The following is a 15722-nucleotide window of genomic DNA, read 5'->3' on the forward strand; positions in this document are numbered from 1 at the left end:
ATACTGGCCCATCCCATTTAAATCCACTTGTATCGCGTGCGAATTCAACATGCAAAAGTTTGATACCAAGACCTTTCAGGGCCTGATCCTGACACTGCAGGACTATTGGGCGCGCCAAGGCTGCACCATCGTTCAACCACTGGACATGGAAGTCGGCGCGGGAACCTCTCACCCGATGACGTGCCTGCGCGCGCTGGGGCCGGAGCCAATGGCTACCGCCTACGTGCAGCCGTCCCGCCGTCCGACTGACGGCCGCTACGGTGAAAACCCGAACCGTTTGCAACACTACTATCAGTTCCAGGTGGTGATTAAGCCATCGCCGGACAACATTCAGGAACTGTACCTGGGCTCGCTGAAAGAGCTGGGTCTGGATCCGACCATTCACGACATCCGCTTCGTGGAAGATAACTGGGAAAACCCGACGCTCGGCGCCTGGGGCCTGGGCTGGGAAGTTTGGCTCAACGGCATGGAAGTGACGCAGTTCACTTACTTCCAGCAGGTTGGTGGCCTGGAGTGCAAACCGGTCACCGGCGAGATCACCTACGGTCTGGAACGTCTGGCGATGTATATCCAGGGCGTGGACAGCGTATACGATCTGGTGTGGAGCAACGGCCCGCTGGGTGTGACCACCTATGGCGACGTGTTCCACCAGAACGAAGTGGAGCAGTCCACTTATAACTTCGAATACGCCGACGTGGACTTCCTGTTCTCCTGCTTTGAGCAGTACGAGAAAGAAGCCCAATCGCTGCTGGCGCTGGAGAAACCGCTGCCGCTGCCGGCTTACGAACGTATTCTGAAGGCCGGCCACACCTTCAACCTGCTGGATGCGCGCAAGGCGATCTCGGTGACCGAGCGTCAGCGTTATATTCTGCGTATCCGCACGCTGACCAAAGCCGTTGCCGAGGCCTACTATGCTTCCCGCGAAGCGCTGGGCTTCCCAATGTGCAAAAAGAACGAGAACTAAGAGGCAGCCATGACTCAACAGACTTTCCTGGTGGAAATCGGCACGGAAGAGCTGCCGCCGAAGGCTCTTCGTTCACTGGCAGAATCCTTTGCCGCGAATTTTACCGCCGAGCTCGACAGTGCCAATCTCGAACATGGCGAAGTGAGCTGGTTTGCCGCGCCGCGCCGTCTGGCGCTGAAAGTGGCCGACTTGCGCGCTGCGCAGGCCGATCGCGAAGTCGAAAAGCGCGGCCCGGCCATTGCCCAGGCGTTTGACGCCGAAGGCAAGCCAAGCAAAGCGGCCGAAGGTTGGGCTCGCGGTTGTGGCATCACCGTCGATCAGGCTGAACGCCTGGTGACCGATAAAGGTGAATGGCTGCTGTATCGCGCCCATGTTAAAGGCCAGCCTGCGCAAGCGCTGCTGGCGGGCATGGTCAGCAATTCGTTGGCCAAACTGCCGATCCCGAAACTGATGCGTTGGGGCAATTCTGACGTGCAGTTCGTGCGTCCGGTACACACCGTGACCCTGTTGCTCGGTGAAGAACTGATCCCAGGCACCGTGTTGGGCATCGATTCTGGCCGCACTATTCGAGGTCACCGCTTTATGGGTGAGGCCGAACTCACCCTCGACAACGCTGACCAATATCCGCAGATCCTGCTGGAACGCGGTAAAGTAGTGGCCGATTATGAAACCCGCAAGGCGTTGATCAAGCGCGATGCGGAGCTGGCAGCGCAGCAGCTTGGCGGCAAGGCCGATCTGAGCGAAAGCCTGTTGGAAGAAGTGGCCTCGCTGGTGGAATGGCCGGTGGTACTGACGGCCAAATTCGAAGAGAAATTCCTGGCGGTGCCGGCGGAAGCGCTGGTCTACACCATGAAGGGCGATCAGAAGTATTTCCCGGTGTATGACGCCGCGGGCAACCTGATGCCGAACTTTATCTTCGTGGCCAATATCGAATCCAAAGATCCGCAGCAAATCATCTCCGGTAACGAGAAGGTGGTGCGCCCGCGTCTGGCCGATGCCGAGTTCTTCTTCAATACCGACCGTAAAAAACGCCTGGAAGACAATCTGCCGCGTCTGGAAACCGTGCTGTTCCAACAGCAATTGGGAACCTTGCGCGACAAGACCGATCGCATCCAGGCGCTGGCGGGCTGGGTTGCCGGCCAAATTGGTGCCGACGTTAACCACGCCACCCGCGCGGGCCTGCTGTCGAAGTGCGATCTGATGACCAATATGGTCTTCGAATTCACCGACACTCAGGGCGTGATGGGCATGCACTATGCGCGTCATGACGGCGAAGCGGAAGACGTTGCCGTTGCGCTGAACGAGCAGTATCAGCCGCGTTTTGCCGGCGATGCGCTGCCGGAATCGCTGGTGGCCTGTTCATTGGCGATCGCCGACAAGATGGACACCCTGGCCGGTATCTTCGGCATTGGGCAACATCCGAAAGGTGATAAAGACCCGTTCGCACTGCGCCGTGCCGCGCTGGGCGTGCTGCGCATCATCGTTGAGAAAAACCTGCCGCTGGATCTGCAGACCCTGACCGAAGAGGCCGTGCGCCTGTACGGCAGCAAGCTGACCAACGCCAAGGTCGTCGACGAAGTTGTCGAATTCATGCTGGGCCGTTTCCGCGCCTGGTATCAGGAAGAAGGTCACGCCGTCGACACCATTCAAGCGGTGCTGGCACGTCGTCCGACCAAGCCTGCGGACTTCGACGCACGCGTTAAGGCGGTCACTCACTTCCGTACGCTGGAAGCGGCTACGACGCTGGCGGCGGCCAACAAGCGCGTCTCCAACATCCTGGCCAAATCTACCGATACGCTGAACGATCGCGTTCACGCTTCGGTGTTGAAAGAGGCGGCTGAGATCCAACTGGCGACCCACCTGGTGGTGCTGCGCGATAAGCTGGAGCCTTTCTTTGCTGAAGGCCGCTACCAGGATGCGCTGGTGGAATTGGCGGAGCTGCGTGAGCCGGTCGATGCGTTCTTCGACAACGTGATGGTGATGGCCGATGACGAGGCGGTGCGTGTAAACCGTCTGACGTTGCTGAGCAAGCTGCGTGAGCTGTTCCTGCAGGTCGCGGATATCTCCGTACTGCAATAAGCGGTTCTGTCGTGAAAAGGCGCCTTAGGGCGCCTTTTTTATTGCCGTCGGTGCAGCGAAACACCTTGAGCGGTTAGTCGGTATTTTTGCAGGCGACTGTTGGGTTTTTCGGGCAGGGTCATTTCAATTAGCCGCGCGTTTAGCGCAGGACGTAAATAACGCTCACTGAAAGATTTTCGATCCTGCAGTTGCAGCGCATGCTGAATTTCCTCGCGTGACATCTCGCCTTTAAGTATCGCCAATAGTTCGGCGACTTGGGGGGTGACTTGGGGGGTGACTTGGGGGGTAAGGCTATGTTCTAGCGCTCGCAAGATCATGCCCAGCATAAATTCGACAAAGGGAGCGCAGTCACTCTGTTGGTTACTGGTGTTCAGCGCCTGGTAATAACCGGACTGATTGTCATGTACTAGGCTTTCAACCGGCACGTTGGCAAACAAGGGCTCCCAACGTGACAGGATCAGCGTTTGCCACAGTCTGCCCATTCGTCCGTTACCATCGGCGAAAGGGTGGATAAACTCAAATTCGTAATGAAATACACAGCTTGCGATCAGCGGCGGTAGGTCGGTCTCTTTTAACCAGAGCAGCAGTTGCCGAATTAACGGGCAAACCCTTTCCGCAGGTGGCGCCATATGAATGACGGTTTTACCGTTCATCACCCCGACACCGCCATGGCGGTAATGTCCGGCATCTGGCAATAGGCCAGCCATTAGCAGCCGGTGTGCAGCGAGTAAATCCTCCTCCTGCATGGGACGCCAGTTGTTCAAGTTTCCATAGCAACGAATAGCATTGAGCGCCTCCTGAATATCGCGAGGTGGCGCAATGATACGTTTACCTTCGATGATGGCGGTGATCTGCTCTTCACTTAAAGTATTGCCTTCGATAGCCAAAGAGCCCTGAATGGTACGGATGCGGTTGATGCGGCGTAGCCGTAAGGCATGTTCTTGCTCAGCCTGCATTTTTAAACGCGCAAGCCGATCGCCAACATCGGTTACCAGATGCAGCATGCGTGAGCTGATGGTCAACGGTGGCTGATAGGATGACATGCGCAGCTTGGCCCGGTGATAAATGATACAAAAGTGTATCATGCCCCTGAGTCGGTACAGTAGCCCCTTGCCAGCGCGTATAGCGTCTTGCATGTTGGCCTTTCGCCCAAGAATAACCACCAAAAGGTGAATCGCGTATCGGATCGCATTCAGTTGATCTATTCTTATAGGCGCAAGGAGTGCAGCAAAAGGGACGGAGTCCGATGAAAAAGCAGGTTTATAACAGGAGTTATGTCACATGGCGGTAGGGATCAAGAGCAGAGTTTTCGCGCGTTGGTTGGCCCCGGTATTGGCATTGTTGGTGGTCATGCAATTGACTGCCTGCGGCGATAAAGAGCCGGAACAACGCAAGGCGTTTATTGATTACATCCAGAATACGGTGATGCGCAGCGGCGCGAAAATCCCGACGCTGAGCGAAGATCAGAAACAGAAGTTCGGCAACTATGCCGGTGATTACGCCATCCTGGTCGGTTTTTCTCAGCAACTGTCCAAATCACTGGATGCCAGCCTGACGCCGGCGTTGGATCAGATTAACCAGATCCGCACCGCACAGGACTACATGAGCAAGCGCGATACGCTGCAACAGTCCGTTGGGGCGCTGAACCTGCTGGGGCAGCAAATCCAGTCAGCCAAGTCGCAGGCGGATACTGCCCGGACAGCGCTGAAGCAACCTGACGATCTGAAAGCCGTGTATAACCAGGCGTACGACAAGATTGTTACCGGGCCGGCCAATGCGCTGATGCCGGTGATTCCGACCACGGCCAGCTTCGTTCAGGATCTGGTTCAGGTGGGTGATTTCCTGCGTGCCCAGGGCAATCAGGTGGCCTTTAATAATAACGGCGTGCAGTTCCGTACTTCCCAGCAGGCAACGCAGTACAACACCATGATGTCGAATCTGGTGGCCAAGCAGCAGGATTTACTTAACGCACAGAAAATCGTCTCCAGCGTTAATCAGTAATCTCCAAACGCAGAAGCCGGCAGTCCGGCTTCTGCCATTCCCTTCTGACTTTCCAACGGCTTGCTCACTTCTTGCACCACGCATCTGTACTACACTTCAATTAATCATCTATTTCCGACATGTAGTTTTCTTTCATTCATCGCACCGCTATTTCCCGACGGGATGAATGCTCACAGGGAAGACCTTCTTCAAGCCAGGATTCGGTAGCCACTGAAAAATAGATTGTGATCACCATCACAATTTAAAAACAAACGTGCATCAATTAAATGTGACTAAAATCACATTTAATTGGGTTTTAGGCGAATTTTGTTCTCGTTGTGGCTTTTTTACACTGAGTAACTGTGATCATGATCACTATAAGTGCCCCGATAATGGGGGTGTTAGTGTGATGTTTGTCACAAAAATTCCGTGAAGTTCGCACGGTAAAAACTGCGTGATAGAGTCCATTTCGCATACAGCAACAACACGGCTGGATCGTAACAACAATAATCACGCGCTCTTATTGTCAGCGCGTAACAATAGGGGTGTGTTTTATGTTTTCACCAGACATCAAAGTCAAAGTTCAAAACTTTGGCCGCTTCTTAAGCAACATGGTGATGCCTAACATTGGCGCCTTTATCGCCTGGGGTATCATCACCGCGTTATTCATTCCTACCGGTTGGCTGCCGAACGAAACCTTAGCCAAACTGGTTGGCCCAATGATCACTTACCTGCTGCCGCTGCTGATCGGTTTTACCGGTGGCCGTCTGGTGGGAGGCGATCGCGGTGGGGTGGTGGGCGCTATCACCACCATGGGCGTGATTGTCGGGGCAGATATGCCGATGTTCCTCGGCGCCATGATTGCCGGTCCGCTGGGCGGCTGGGCCATCAAGCATTTTGACCGCTGGGTAGACGGCAAAATCAAAAGCGGCTTTGAGATGTTGGTGAACAACTTCTCCGCCGGCATTATCGGCATGCTGCTGGCTATTCTGGCATTTTTGGCCATTGGCCCGCTGGTTGAAGGGTTGTCACATATCCTGGCGACCGGCGTGAACATCATGGTGACCAACAACCTGCTGCCGCTGGCGTCAATCTTCGTGGAGCCGGCGAAAATCCTGTTCCTGAACAACGCCATCAACCACGGTATCTTCTCGCCGTTGGGCATTCAGCAGGCGACCGAAACCGGTAAATCCATCTTCTTCCTGATTGAAGCCAACCCAGGCCCGGGTATGGGCGTACTGATGGCCTACATGTTCTTTGGCCGCGGCAGTGCCAAGCAGTCTGCCGGCGGTGCCGCGATCATCCACTTCTTCGGTGGTATCCACGAAATTTACTTCCCGTACGTGCTGATGAATCCACGCCTGCTGCTGGCGGTGATCCTGGGCGGTATGACCGGCGTGTTCACACTGACCCTGCTGAACGGCGGTCTGGTGTCTCCGGCTTCTCCGGGTTCGATTCTGGCGGTATTGGCGATGACCCCTAAGGGCGCTTACTTCGCCAACCTGGCGGCGATCGCCGCAGCGTTCGTGGTGTCCTTTGTGGTTGCCGGGTTCCTGCTGAAAACTTCGAAAGCCAAAGAAGAGGATGACCTGGAAGAGGCCACTCGCCGCGTACAGGCGATGAAATCCCAGTCTAAAGGCGGTGCTGCGGCTCATGCAGCGGTGGATGGTGACCTGACCACGGTGCGTAAAATCATCGTTGCCTGCGATGCGGGCATGGGTTCCAGCGCCATGGGGGCCGGGGTACTGCGCAAAAAAGTGGCGGACGCCGGGCTGAAAAATATCTCCGTGACCAACAGCGCCATCAACAACCTGCCGGATGATGTGGATCTGGTGATCACTCACCGTGACCTGACTGAGCGCGCGATGCGTCATGCGCCGCAGGCACAGCACATCTCGCTGACCAATTTCCTCGACAGCAAGCTGTACAACGATCTGACCGAGCGCCTGGTGGCGGCCAATAAAACCACCGATAACCAGCAGAAAGTCATCAGCACGCTGGACGACAGCTTTGAGGCCACCGAGCAAAACCTGTTCAAACTGAGCGAAAGCAACGTGTTCCTTAACCTGCAGGCCAGCGACAAGGAGCAGGCGATTCGCTTCGCCGGCGAGCAGTTGGTCAAAGGCGGTTACGTTGAGCCGGAATACGTCGCGGCGATGCTGGAGCGTGAAAAACTCACCTCAACCTACCTGGGCGAGTCAATCGCCGTGCCGCACGGCACCATCGAAGCCAAGGACCGGGTGTTGCGCACCGGCGTGGTGTTCTGCCAGTACCCGCAAGGCGTGCGCTTTGGCGATGAAGAGGACGAGGTGGCACGACTGGTTATCGGTATCGCCGCACGCAACAACGAACATATCCAGGTGATCACCAGCCTGACCAATGCCCTGGACGACGACGGCGTCATCGAGCGGCTGGCGAATACCACCAGCGTACAGGAAGTGCTGGACCTGCTTAGCGGCAAAAAAGCCGGATAACAGAATCATTTTAAGGGGTGCAGCTTGCTGCACCCTTCGACATTAGAAAGGTAGGAATATGAAAGCATTACATTTCGGTGCGGGAAATATTGGGCGTGGTTTTATCGGCAAGCTGCTGTCGGACGCGCAGGCCGAACTGACTTTTGCCGATGTTAACCAGACGGTGTTGGATCTGTTGAACAGCCGTAAAAGCTACCAGGTTCACGTGGTCGGCGAACAGGAGCGGGTCGAGCCGGTCAACAACGTCAGCGCAGTGAACAGCGGCAGTGAAGAGGCGGTAGCGCTGATCGCCGAAGCGGATATCGTGACGACCGCCGTGGGCCCGCAGATTCTGGGTAAAATTGCCGGTACTATTGCCAAAGGGCTGATCAAGCGTCATCAACAGGGCAACAACCAACCGCTGAACATCATTGCCTGCGAAAACATGGTGCGCGGCACCAGCCAGTTAAAACAACATGTGTTCGATGCATTGCCGCAGGACGAGCAGGCGTGGGTCGAGCAGCATGTCGGTTTCGTCGACTCGGCGGTTGACCGCATTGTGCCGCCGGCGGAAGCGGGCAGCAGCGATCCGCTGGAAGTGACGGTGGAAACCTTCAGCGAGTGGATTGTCGACCAGACCCAGTTCAAGGGCCAGCCACCGGCGATCGCCGGCATGGAGCTGACCGATAATCTGATGGCGTTTGTCGAACGCAAGTTGTTCACGCTCAATACCGGTCATGCCATCACCGCTTATCTTGGCCAGCAGGCCGGTCTGCAGACCATTCGCGATGCCATTCTGGACCCGGCGATCCGCCGCGTGGTGAAAGGGGCGATGGAAGAGAGCGGAGCGGTGTTGATCAAACGTTATGGCTTTGACGCCGCCAAGCATGCCGCTTATATCGACAAAATCCTCAGTCGCTTTGAGAACCCGTATCTGCACGACGACGTTGAGCGTGTGGGGCGCCAACCGCTGCGCAAGCTGAGCGCAGGCGATCGTCTGATCAAACCTCTGTTGGGCACTTTGGAATACGGCCTGCCGCACGCGAACCTGATTCAGGGCATCGCCGCTGCCATGAGCTACCGCAGCGAGCAGGATCCGCAGGCCAAAGAGCTGGTGGAACTGCTGGCTGAACTGGGGCCAAAAGCGGCGCTGGCGCAAATTTCCGGCCTGCCGGCGGAAAGCGAGGTTGTAGAACAGGCCATTGCTGTGTATAACGCCATGCAGCGCCAATAGGCTATTTTACTTGCCATTTTACGGTTGGGCAGTGCTCGAATTCCTCACGTACTACGTGTACGCTCCGGATTCTGCGCGCTGTCCGCCCGCAAACTGGCTGCGACAATAACGCCTATGGTATTAAATTAGTGGCCGATACAGCATACCCCTCCCACGCCATTCGAAAAGCGACGATGGAAGAAGCACAGGCATTTGAAAATAAGGTTCTGGAAAGGCTGAACGCAGGCAAGACGGTGCGCAGTTTCCTGATAGCGGCGGTAGAGCTGCTGGCGGAAGCGCTCAACGTACTGGTGGTGCAGGTGTTTCGCAAGGACGACTATGCGGTGAAGTATGCCGTCGAACCGCTATTGTCCGGTGCCGGTCCGCTTGGGGAGTTGTCGGTGCGCCTGAAGCTGATGTACGGGCTGGGAGTGATCTCCCGCCACGAATACGAAGATGCCGAGTTGCTGATGGCGATGCGCGAAGAGTTGAATCACGACGGGACAGAATACCGCTTTGTCGATGATGAAATCTTAGGGCCGTTCGGCGAGTTGCACTGCGTGACCGCGTTGCCGCCGGTGCCGACTTTCCTGCAGCCCGGCGAAGCGGAAGAGTCGCTGATCGCCATGCAGCGCCAGCGCTATCAACAAGTATTGCGTTCCACTATGGTGCTTTCCGTCACCGATCTGATAGCCGGTATCGGCGCCAAACAACCGTCCCGGCTCTCTCCTCTCGGCCGCAGTTAGGCAAAGGCCGCGCGCCACTCGTCGAACAGCAGCCACAGAGCCGTGGCTGCCATCAATCCCGCCATCACGCCGTTAAACAACCGCAGTTTCCAGGTCACTCGCAGGGCATCACGCAGGCGATCGCCCAATATCGCCCAGACCAAGACGCAGGGAATGTTCAGCGCGGTAAAGGCGGCGATAATCATCAACGTATGACCGAGGCTGGCGCCTTCCCGCGGGGTGAACAGAATGGCGACGTTAATGGCCATTAGCCAGGCTTTGGGATTGACCGCCTGGAACAACGCCCCGTTGATTAAGCGCATTGGCTGCGCCTGCTGTTTGCCGTCCGGCGATGCCGCTTTGAACAGCTTCCAGGATAGCCACAGCAGATAGGTACAACCGATCACCGCCAGCGGAAAACGGATCATACCGGCCCAGCTCAAAATCAACGCCAGCAGGGTGGTGGTCAGGGCCAGCTGCACTGCGCAGCCGACGCTGATGCCAAAAACCATCGGCAGAGTGCGGCGCAGGCCAAAATTGACGCCGGATGACGCCAGCAGCAGGTTGTTGGGGCCTGGGGTGATCGACATGACGGTGACATAACTGATAAAAGCGGAGTCCAGCATAATGGGTTCCTCACAGGGCTGGGGGAGCAAGGGAACCAGCATAAAACCTGCCGATGGATGGTGACAGAACCAAAAACCAGTTATTGTTATGGATACAGTTATACCAATATTAAACTGTACCCATTGCCTGGAGACAAACTGTGACCCTGCTCGATGAAATGCCGGAAACGCGCTACCAACAGCTGGCGGATACGCTGGCGGAAGCCATTCGCCGCGGTATGCTGCTGCCCGGCAGCCGTTTACCCTCGGTGCGTCGCTGCGCGCAAACCCACAGCGTCAGCATCAATACCGTGGTCGCGGCTTACCGCACGCTGGAAGATCGCGGTTTGATAGAGGCGCGGCCACAGTCGGGGTTTTATGTGTGCAACACTCTGCCGGCGTTGAAGGCCGCTTTGCCGACCAGCAGCCGAATAGAGCCACCGGCGGACGATGTGCTGGCCTTGATCGACACCGTGTTTGCCGCCCAGCAGAACCCGGCATTCACCAACCTTTCGCTGGCCTGCCCGCAGACCTCGGATTTTTACCCCGGCGGGAAATTGGGGCGGATGCTTTCATCGCAGCTGCGTCGCCAGCCGAACCTGATCGGTCAGTACGCGCTGCCGCCCGGTAGCCTGCGGCTGCGTCAGCAGATCACGCGTCGTTCGATGACGCTGGGTATGCTGCTGGAACCGGGCGATATCACGCTGACGCACGGCTGCATGGAGGCATTGCAACTGGCGCTGCGGGTAACCACCAAACCGGGCGACTGTATCGGGCTGGAATCTCCGACCTATTTTTACCTGCTGCCGCTGCTGGCCAGTCTGGGGCTGAAAGCGCTGGAAATCCCCACCGATCCGCAACACGGGCTGTCATTGGACGCGCTGGAACTGTTGCTGAACGAGAAACGACTGAACGCGGTGATCGCCATGCCGACGGTGCAAAATCCGTTGGGTTGCACCATGCCGCTGGCGGCGAAAAAACGCCTGGCGCGGCTGATGAACGATCATCAGGTGCCGCTAATTGAGGACGGGTTGTACGCGGAGATCCAGTTCGGTGGCGCACTCTCCCCGGCGGTAAAATCATTCGACCGCGACGGTTGGGTGCTGTTTTGCTCCAGCTTTACCAAGACGCTGGCGCCGGATTTTCGCATCGGTTGGATCAGCGGCGGACGTTTCAACGATGCGTTGCGCAAGCTGAAGGCGGTGTCGTCAATGTCCGAGTCACAGTTGCTGTCGGAAACTCTGGCGATGTTCCTGGAAACCGGTGGCTACGATCACCATCTGCGTAACCTGCGCAAGCGCTATGCCGCCCAGGTGGATGAGGCGCGAGGGTTGATTGCGCGTCACTTTCCACGCGGCACGCGAGCCACGCAACCGGCGGGGGGATTTGTGTTCTGGGTGGAGTTTCCGGACGGGGTCGACAGCGTAGCGCTGTTCCACCAGCTGTTGGAGGAGCAGATCTGCCTGACGCCTGGCACGCTGTATTCTCCCAGCGGCCGCTATCGTAATGCGTTGCGGCTCTCCTGTTGTTATCCGTTTAATGCGCGCTACAGCCAGGCGCTGGCACGCGTGGGGGCTAAAGCCTGCGAGATGAGTGGCTTGCCGCCGGGCATTGCGCAAGACGGGTAACGACGCGCGCATTTTGCTACAATGTGGGCATCATTGATTAGCGTGCCGACAGGCACAACAGGCCAGAAACCATGAAAGAGATAGAAAAGGCAGAGATTAAGCGCCTTAGCGACCTGCTGGACGCACTGAACCACAAAGACACCCTGGTGATCCAACAGGGCAATCCCGATCTGATTGCCCAGCACACCAAAGAAAAAGAGAAGCTGGCGGCAGAAATCGAGCGCCTGAAAGGCGTACGTGTTGAAAAGCTGAGCGCAGAAGCGCAAAAGCTGAGCCAACTGCCGTTCAGTCGTGAAATCACCAAGAAAGAACAGGCGGATATGGGCTCGTTGAAGAAAAACGTGCGTGGCCTGATCGTAGTGCACCCAATGACCGCTCTGGGCCGTGAAATGGGCCTGAAAGTGGTTACCGGCTACGCCAGAAAAGCTTTCTGATCGCCAGGGGCGCCGTCGATGGCGCCCCGTTTTCATAGCTTGGTGGTGAAATACGCCTTGGTCTGATAGGGCACGGTCAGGTTTTCTTTGCCCTGCAATTCCTCTTCTTCTGCCACCAGTTGGCGGATCTCATCGATCACTTCTTCCTGCTGCTGGGGCGGCAAGGCAGCGATAAAGCTGGTGGAACGCACCCGGTTATAAATCACATCTTCTGCCGCACCCTGGTGGGCGAGCATAAATACCTGCTCCTGCAGCGCATCCAGCCCTTTGAACGGGAAAAGTTTACGCCATTCTCCGGTGTAAAAACGCGGGGCGTCGCCTTCGTGACGGTCGACAATCTGGTTCAGCTTACGCACCCAACTTACGCGCGCATCGCGCATATTCCATACCAGGCCAAGCTTGCCGCCGGGTTTGAGAATGCGCTTTATCTCGGCCAACGCCTGCGGCGTGGCGAACCAGTGGAAGGACTGTGCGCAGACCACGGCGTCCACTGATTCATCCGGCAGCGGGATCGACTCCGCGGTGCCCGCCAATGTTTTCACCTGCGGCAGCGCAATCGACAGCTTTTCCAACATCTGCGCCACCGGTTCAACGGCGATCACCTGAGCGCCGGTTTCCAGCAGGCGGGGCGTGAATTTGCCGGTGCCGGCCCCGAGATCGATCACCGTCATACCGGCATGCAGGCCGAGGGTGTCGCGCAGCCAAACGGCAATTTCCGGTGGGTAATCCGGTCGCCCTTTAACGTAGCGATCGGAATTGGCCTGATAGCCAGCGGCTGCGGCATGGTGGATCGAATGAGATGGGGAGGTCATAACTTTGCTCCTGCCTGAAAGAGGTTGCCGGTTGGGTTGCATCACAGTATAGGTCGGTAAAAAGGCTTAACGCAGTATTCTGCGCCACGTTTTTCCTTCCCGGCTGCTGTTTCTCAGCGGCCCAGCAAGCGGCGATTAAAGTCTTCAATACGGTGTTCACTGATACGCGTCAGCATGGTTTTACTCCAGCTGGCGGACAACCCGGCCACTGCCAGCAGGCGGCGATATTGCTCTTCATCAAACGGCATATGCCAGGCGATGCCAATCGCCTCGGCGACCGAGATATCGCTACTGCGTGTTACCAGTTCCAACGGGCGCTCGCCGCTGACTTTACCGGCGGAGATCACGCGGTACAGCCAGCCGCAGCGGCCGCTTTGTTGCATCAGCACCGAGATGTCGTCGATATCAAAATGGTAGTTGAGCTTGAAGCAGGGAGAGCGCGGTTGGGTGACCTGGATCAGCGCGTCGCCCCAACGGAAGATGTCGCCCATAAACACGTTGTGTTCGGTCAGCCCCAGAGTGGAAAGGTTTTCACCAAAGGCCGGCGCGCTGAACTGTTCCGCCTGCGTCGGGAACTGTTCGCGCCAGTGTTGGTAATGTTCTCGGGGATAGTGGCACAGCGCGCGGTCCGGCCCGCCGTGATAGCTTTTCTCCGCCTGCTCATCGCCTTCCAGGCCGAGGGGCGTCAGCTTGATGGCACCGTCCACCAGGCGCTTGGCGATACCGCTCGGCCGCCCGCCCTCGTAGGGTTGAACGGTACCGATATAAACCTCAGGATGATGCATATGCGCCTCCATGTCTCGCTTCGAAGGTTCAGCATAGCCTGAGTTGGCCGGAGGGAACAATAACCGCCCGAAAGGTTCGGGCGGGGAAACGTTAGAAGGTGGTCCAGTTATCTTCCGCTTCGGCGCTGGCTGCGGGCTTTTTCATCGCCGGTGCCTTGACCACCGTCCCTTTCACGGCGGCCGGTGCAGAAAGTTCCGCCAGACGGAATACCGAGACGCTTTGCAGTAGCATTTCCGCCTGTTCTTCCAGCGAGTCGGCTGCGGCGGCAGACTCTTCCACCAACGCGGCGTTCTGCTGAGTGGTGTGATCCATTTCCACAATCGCCTGGCCAATTTGGGCAATACCGCGGGTCTGCTCGTCGGAGGCGGCGGCGATCTCCGCCATGATGTCGCGCACATGGGTGACCGACAGAACGATCTGCTCCATGGTGTTGCCGGTGTTTTCCACCAAAGTGGTTCCGGTCTGTACCCGGCTGACCGACTCGGTAATCAACCCTTCGATCTCCTTTGCCGCCTGGGCGCTGCGCTGCGCAAGGTTGCGTACTTCGCTGGCCACCACCGAGAAGCCTCGGCCCTGTTCACCGGCACGCGCTGCTTCCACTGCCGCGTTGAGCGCCAGGATATTAGTCTGGAAGGCAATACCGTTGATCAGGGTGGTAATTTCGGCAATTCGCTGCGAACTGCTGGAAATGTCGCGCATGGTGCTGACGACGCTTTCCACCAGTTTGCCCCCTTGCTGGGCGGTTTGTGAGGCGTCCGTGGCCAGCTGATTGGCGTGATGGGCGTTTTCGGCGTTCTGTTTCACCGTGGCAGTGAGCTGTTCCATGCTGGCGGCGGTTTCTTCCACCGCGGCGGCCTGTTGCTCGGTACGGGAGGACAAATCGGTATTGCCTGCGGCAATCTCCGCAGCGGCGGTGGACACCTGGCTGACGCCCATCTGGATTTTCTCAATCATGTCGCGCAGGTTCTGGCTCATCGCCGCCACGGCATTCAGCAATTGCCCCAGTTCATCGCGACGGGTGCTGGTCTGCGCCTGCCGCAGATCGCCACTGGCAATGCGTTCCGCCAGCGCCAGCGTACTTTGCAGCGGTCGGGTGATTTGCAGCGTGATGCGCCAGGCGATCAGCAGCCCGGCAATGATGGCAACCAGCGTGGTGATGCCCATTTGCAGCTGCGCGGCGTTGATATCGTTATGGGTTTGCGTCAGTTCATCCTGCATAAAGGCGTTGACCAGCGTACCGACTTCCTGCGCGCTGTTGCCCAACTGCTGGCTGATGTTTTGCTCCTGCTGATAAGCCGGCAGGTAGGCCTGGATACGGTTCTTGTAATCATCAAGCGCGGTCAGCAGCGGTTGCAGCAGAGGACGCTGAGCGTCGTTGAGCCGCCGGCTGAGCGCGTTGGCCGCGCTACGGGCATCATCTATCGCCGCGACCAGTGGGGCTTCGGACTCGCTGCTCAGGCTCAACAGCAGGCCGCGCGCGCCGTAGCGCACCAGGGTCAGTTTTTGGTTCAACTGAATGAAGGCCAGCTGCAGGTCGCCATTGGTAAGCTGACGCTCTACCTGATTCAGGCTGTCTTGCACTTCCGACATGTTCCAGCTTTGGCGCACGGCATCCTTTGCCGCTACCGCCTTCTCGAAAGCGTTTTGCTGCTGCTGGTAGTGGCCGATCAGCTCCATCAAACGCTGCAGGTCTTTGCGGCTTTGGGGATCCCAGTCCAGGTCCTGACCCTGGTTAATCATCTTCACCGCGTTCTCGATGCTGGTGCGGTTATTTTTCAGGTATTCAGGCTTATAGGTTTGGCCGAACAGCGCGCGGTTGTATTTGGCTTGATTGATCTCGTCATTCAGCTTGTTGCTGAAGTCGATGCGATCGGCGCGGGACTCGATGGTATGCAGATACTGTGCGCCGGTTCCGGCGATAATGGCCGTCAGTAACAGCATCAGGCCAAAACCGAGACCGAGCTTTTTACCCACGGTGAGATGAACGAACTTTCCTGCCAGTGTTTGCAATGCCGCCATAATGATTTTCCTTTCCGGGCGAAC

Annotated in this window: 13 protein-coding genes; 8 read left to right on the forward strand and 5 right to left on the reverse strand. The window is 57.3% G+C overall.

The features are described 5' to 3' along the window. Positions 1-49: 49 nt before the first annotated feature. Both glyQ and glyS read left to right on the forward strand, forming a co-directional pair. Positions 50-964 carry a glycine--tRNA ligase subunit alpha gene (glyQ, locus tag EBA31_RS25965; protein WP_020824663.1) on the forward strand — a complete coding sequence of 305 codons (915 nt, stop codon included), beginning with the start codon at positions 50-52 and terminating at the stop codon, positions 962-964. Positions 965-973: 9 nt separating this feature from the next. Further along, positions 974-3043, forward strand: coding sequence for a glycine--tRNA ligase subunit beta (gene glyS, locus EBA31_RS25970; RefSeq protein WP_020824664.1), 2070 nt, complete (start codon positions 974-976; stop codon positions 3041-3043). Positions 3044-3081: 38 nt separating this feature from the next. Here the strand turns inward: glyS and EBA31_RS25975 are convergent, their stop codons facing one another. Continuing rightward, positions 3082-4047, reverse strand: coding sequence for a Fic family protein (locus EBA31_RS25975; protein WP_238387489.1), 966 nt, complete (start codon positions 4045-4047; stop codon positions 3082-3084). Positions 4048-4324: 277 nt separating this feature from the next. Between EBA31_RS25975 and EBA31_RS25980 the strand changes: the two genes are divergently transcribed. The 4 genes from EBA31_RS25980 (at position 4325) to EBA31_RS25995 (ending at position 9435) form a co-directional block, all read left to right on the forward strand. After that, a complete protein-coding gene (locus EBA31_RS25980) occupies positions 4325-5044 on the forward strand; it encodes a DUF3053 domain-containing protein (RefSeq protein WP_122080507.1) in 720 nt (239 codons plus the stop codon). A 533-nt stretch (positions 5045-5577) separates the two neighbouring features. Beyond that, positions 5578-7497 (forward strand): PTS mannitol transporter subunit IICBA, encoded by a 1920-nt coding sequence (locus tag EBA31_RS25985; RefSeq protein ID WP_046374816.1) that lies wholly within the window; start codon positions 5578-5580, stop codon positions 7495-7497. Between the two features lie 58 nt (positions 7498-7555). Further along, on the forward strand, positions 7556-8710 hold the full coding sequence (locus EBA31_RS25990) for a mannitol-1-phosphate 5-dehydrogenase (RefSeq protein ID WP_122080508.1): 1155 nt from the start codon (positions 7556-7558) through the stop codon (positions 8708-8710). 173 nt (positions 8711-8883) lie between these two features. Then, positions 8884-9435, forward strand: a complete 552-nt coding sequence (locus EBA31_RS25995) for an MltR family transcriptional regulator (protein WP_020824669.1) — start codon at positions 8884-8886, stop codon at positions 9433-9435. Here the strand turns inward: EBA31_RS25995 and EBA31_RS26000 are convergent. Next, the gene (locus EBA31_RS26000) at positions 9432-10040 is read right to left on the reverse strand and encodes a LysE family translocator (RefSeq protein ID WP_122080509.1); all 609 of its coding nucleotides are present in this window, start codon (positions 10038-10040) and stop codon (positions 9432-9434) included. The two genes, EBA31_RS25995 and EBA31_RS26000, sit on opposite strands and share 4 nt — an antisense overlap. A gap of 140 nt (positions 10041-10180) precedes the next feature. Between EBA31_RS26000 and EBA31_RS26005 the strand changes: the two genes are divergently transcribed. Then, positions 10181-11647, forward strand: coding sequence for a PLP-dependent aminotransferase family protein (locus EBA31_RS26005; protein ID WP_122080510.1), 1467 nt, complete (start codon positions 10181-10183; stop codon positions 11645-11647). A gap of 71 nt (positions 11648-11718) precedes the next feature. Further along, a complete protein-coding gene (locus EBA31_RS26010) occupies positions 11719-12081 on the forward strand; it encodes a YibL family ribosome-associated protein (protein WP_020824672.1) in 363 nt (120 codons plus the stop codon). Between the two features lie 32 nt (positions 12082-12113). On the opposite strand, the gene EBA31_RS26015 is transcribed toward EBA31_RS26010, so the two are convergent. The 3 genes from EBA31_RS26015 to EBA31_RS26025 form a co-directional block, all read right to left on the reverse strand. Beyond that, complete coding sequence (locus tag EBA31_RS26015) at positions 12114-12893, reverse strand: methyltransferase domain-containing protein (protein WP_122080511.1); 780 nt, start codon at positions 12891-12893, stop codon at positions 12114-12116. A 113-nt stretch (positions 12894-13006) separates the two neighbouring features. Further along, positions 13007-13678, reverse strand: coding sequence for a 6-hydroxyaminopurine reductase (yiiM, locus tag EBA31_RS26020; protein WP_122080512.1), 672 nt, complete (start codon positions 13676-13678; stop codon positions 13007-13009). A gap of 91 nt (positions 13679-13769) precedes the next feature. Then, the gene (locus tag EBA31_RS26025; protein ID WP_122080513.1) at positions 13770-15698 is read right to left on the reverse strand and encodes a methyl-accepting chemotaxis protein; all 1929 of its coding nucleotides are present in this window, start codon (positions 15696-15698) and stop codon (positions 13770-13772) included. Positions 15699-15722: the final 24 nt, after the last annotated feature.

It is taken from the genome of Serratia sp. P2ACOL2 (assembly GCF_003691565.1).
GTDB lineage: Bacteria > Pseudomonadota > Gammaproteobacteria > Enterobacterales > Enterobacteriaceae > Serratia > Serratia liquefaciens.

Coding starts and splice junctions, on each gene's coding strand:
- glyS (WP_020824664.1), top strand. CDS start 974: ATGACTCAACAGACTTTCCTGGTGGAAATCGGCACGGAAGAGCTGCCG.
- EBA31_RS25995 (WP_020824669.1), top strand. CDS start 8,884: ATGGAAGAAGCACAGGCATTTGAAAATAAGGTTCTGGAAAGGCTGAAC.
- EBA31_RS26000 (WP_122080509.1), bottom strand. CDS start 10,040: ATGCTGGACTCCGCTTTTATCAGTTATGTCACCGTCATGTCGATCACC.
- EBA31_RS25980 (WP_122080507.1), top strand. CDS start 4,325: ATGGCGGTAGGGATCAAGAGCAGAGTTTTCGCGCGTTGGTTGGCCCCG.
- EBA31_RS25975 (WP_238387489.1), bottom strand. CDS start 4,047: ATGCTGCATCTGGTAACCGATGTTGGCGATCGGCTTGCGCGTTTAAAA.
- EBA31_RS25985 (WP_046374816.1), top strand. CDS start 5,578: ATGTTTTCACCAGACATCAAAGTCAAAGTTCAAAACTTTGGCCGCTTC.
- EBA31_RS26010 (WP_020824672.1), top strand. CDS start 11,719: ATGAAAGAGATAGAAAAGGCAGAGATTAAGCGCCTTAGCGACCTGCTG.
- EBA31_RS26025 (WP_122080513.1), bottom strand. CDS start 15,698: ATGGCGGCATTGCAAACACTGGCAGGAAAGTTCGTTCATCTCACCGTG.
- yiiM (WP_122080512.1), bottom strand. CDS start 13,678: ATGCATCATCCTGAGGTTTATATCGGTACCGTTCAACCCTACGAGGGC.
- EBA31_RS25990 (WP_122080508.1), top strand. CDS start 7,556: ATGAAAGCATTACATTTCGGTGCGGGAAATATTGGGCGTGGTTTTATC.
- EBA31_RS26015 (WP_122080511.1), bottom strand. CDS start 12,893: ATGACCTCCCCATCTCATTCGATCCACCATGCCGCAGCCGCTGGCTAT.
- glyQ (WP_020824663.1), top strand. CDS start 50: ATGCAAAAGTTTGATACCAAGACCTTTCAGGGCCTGATCCTGACACTG.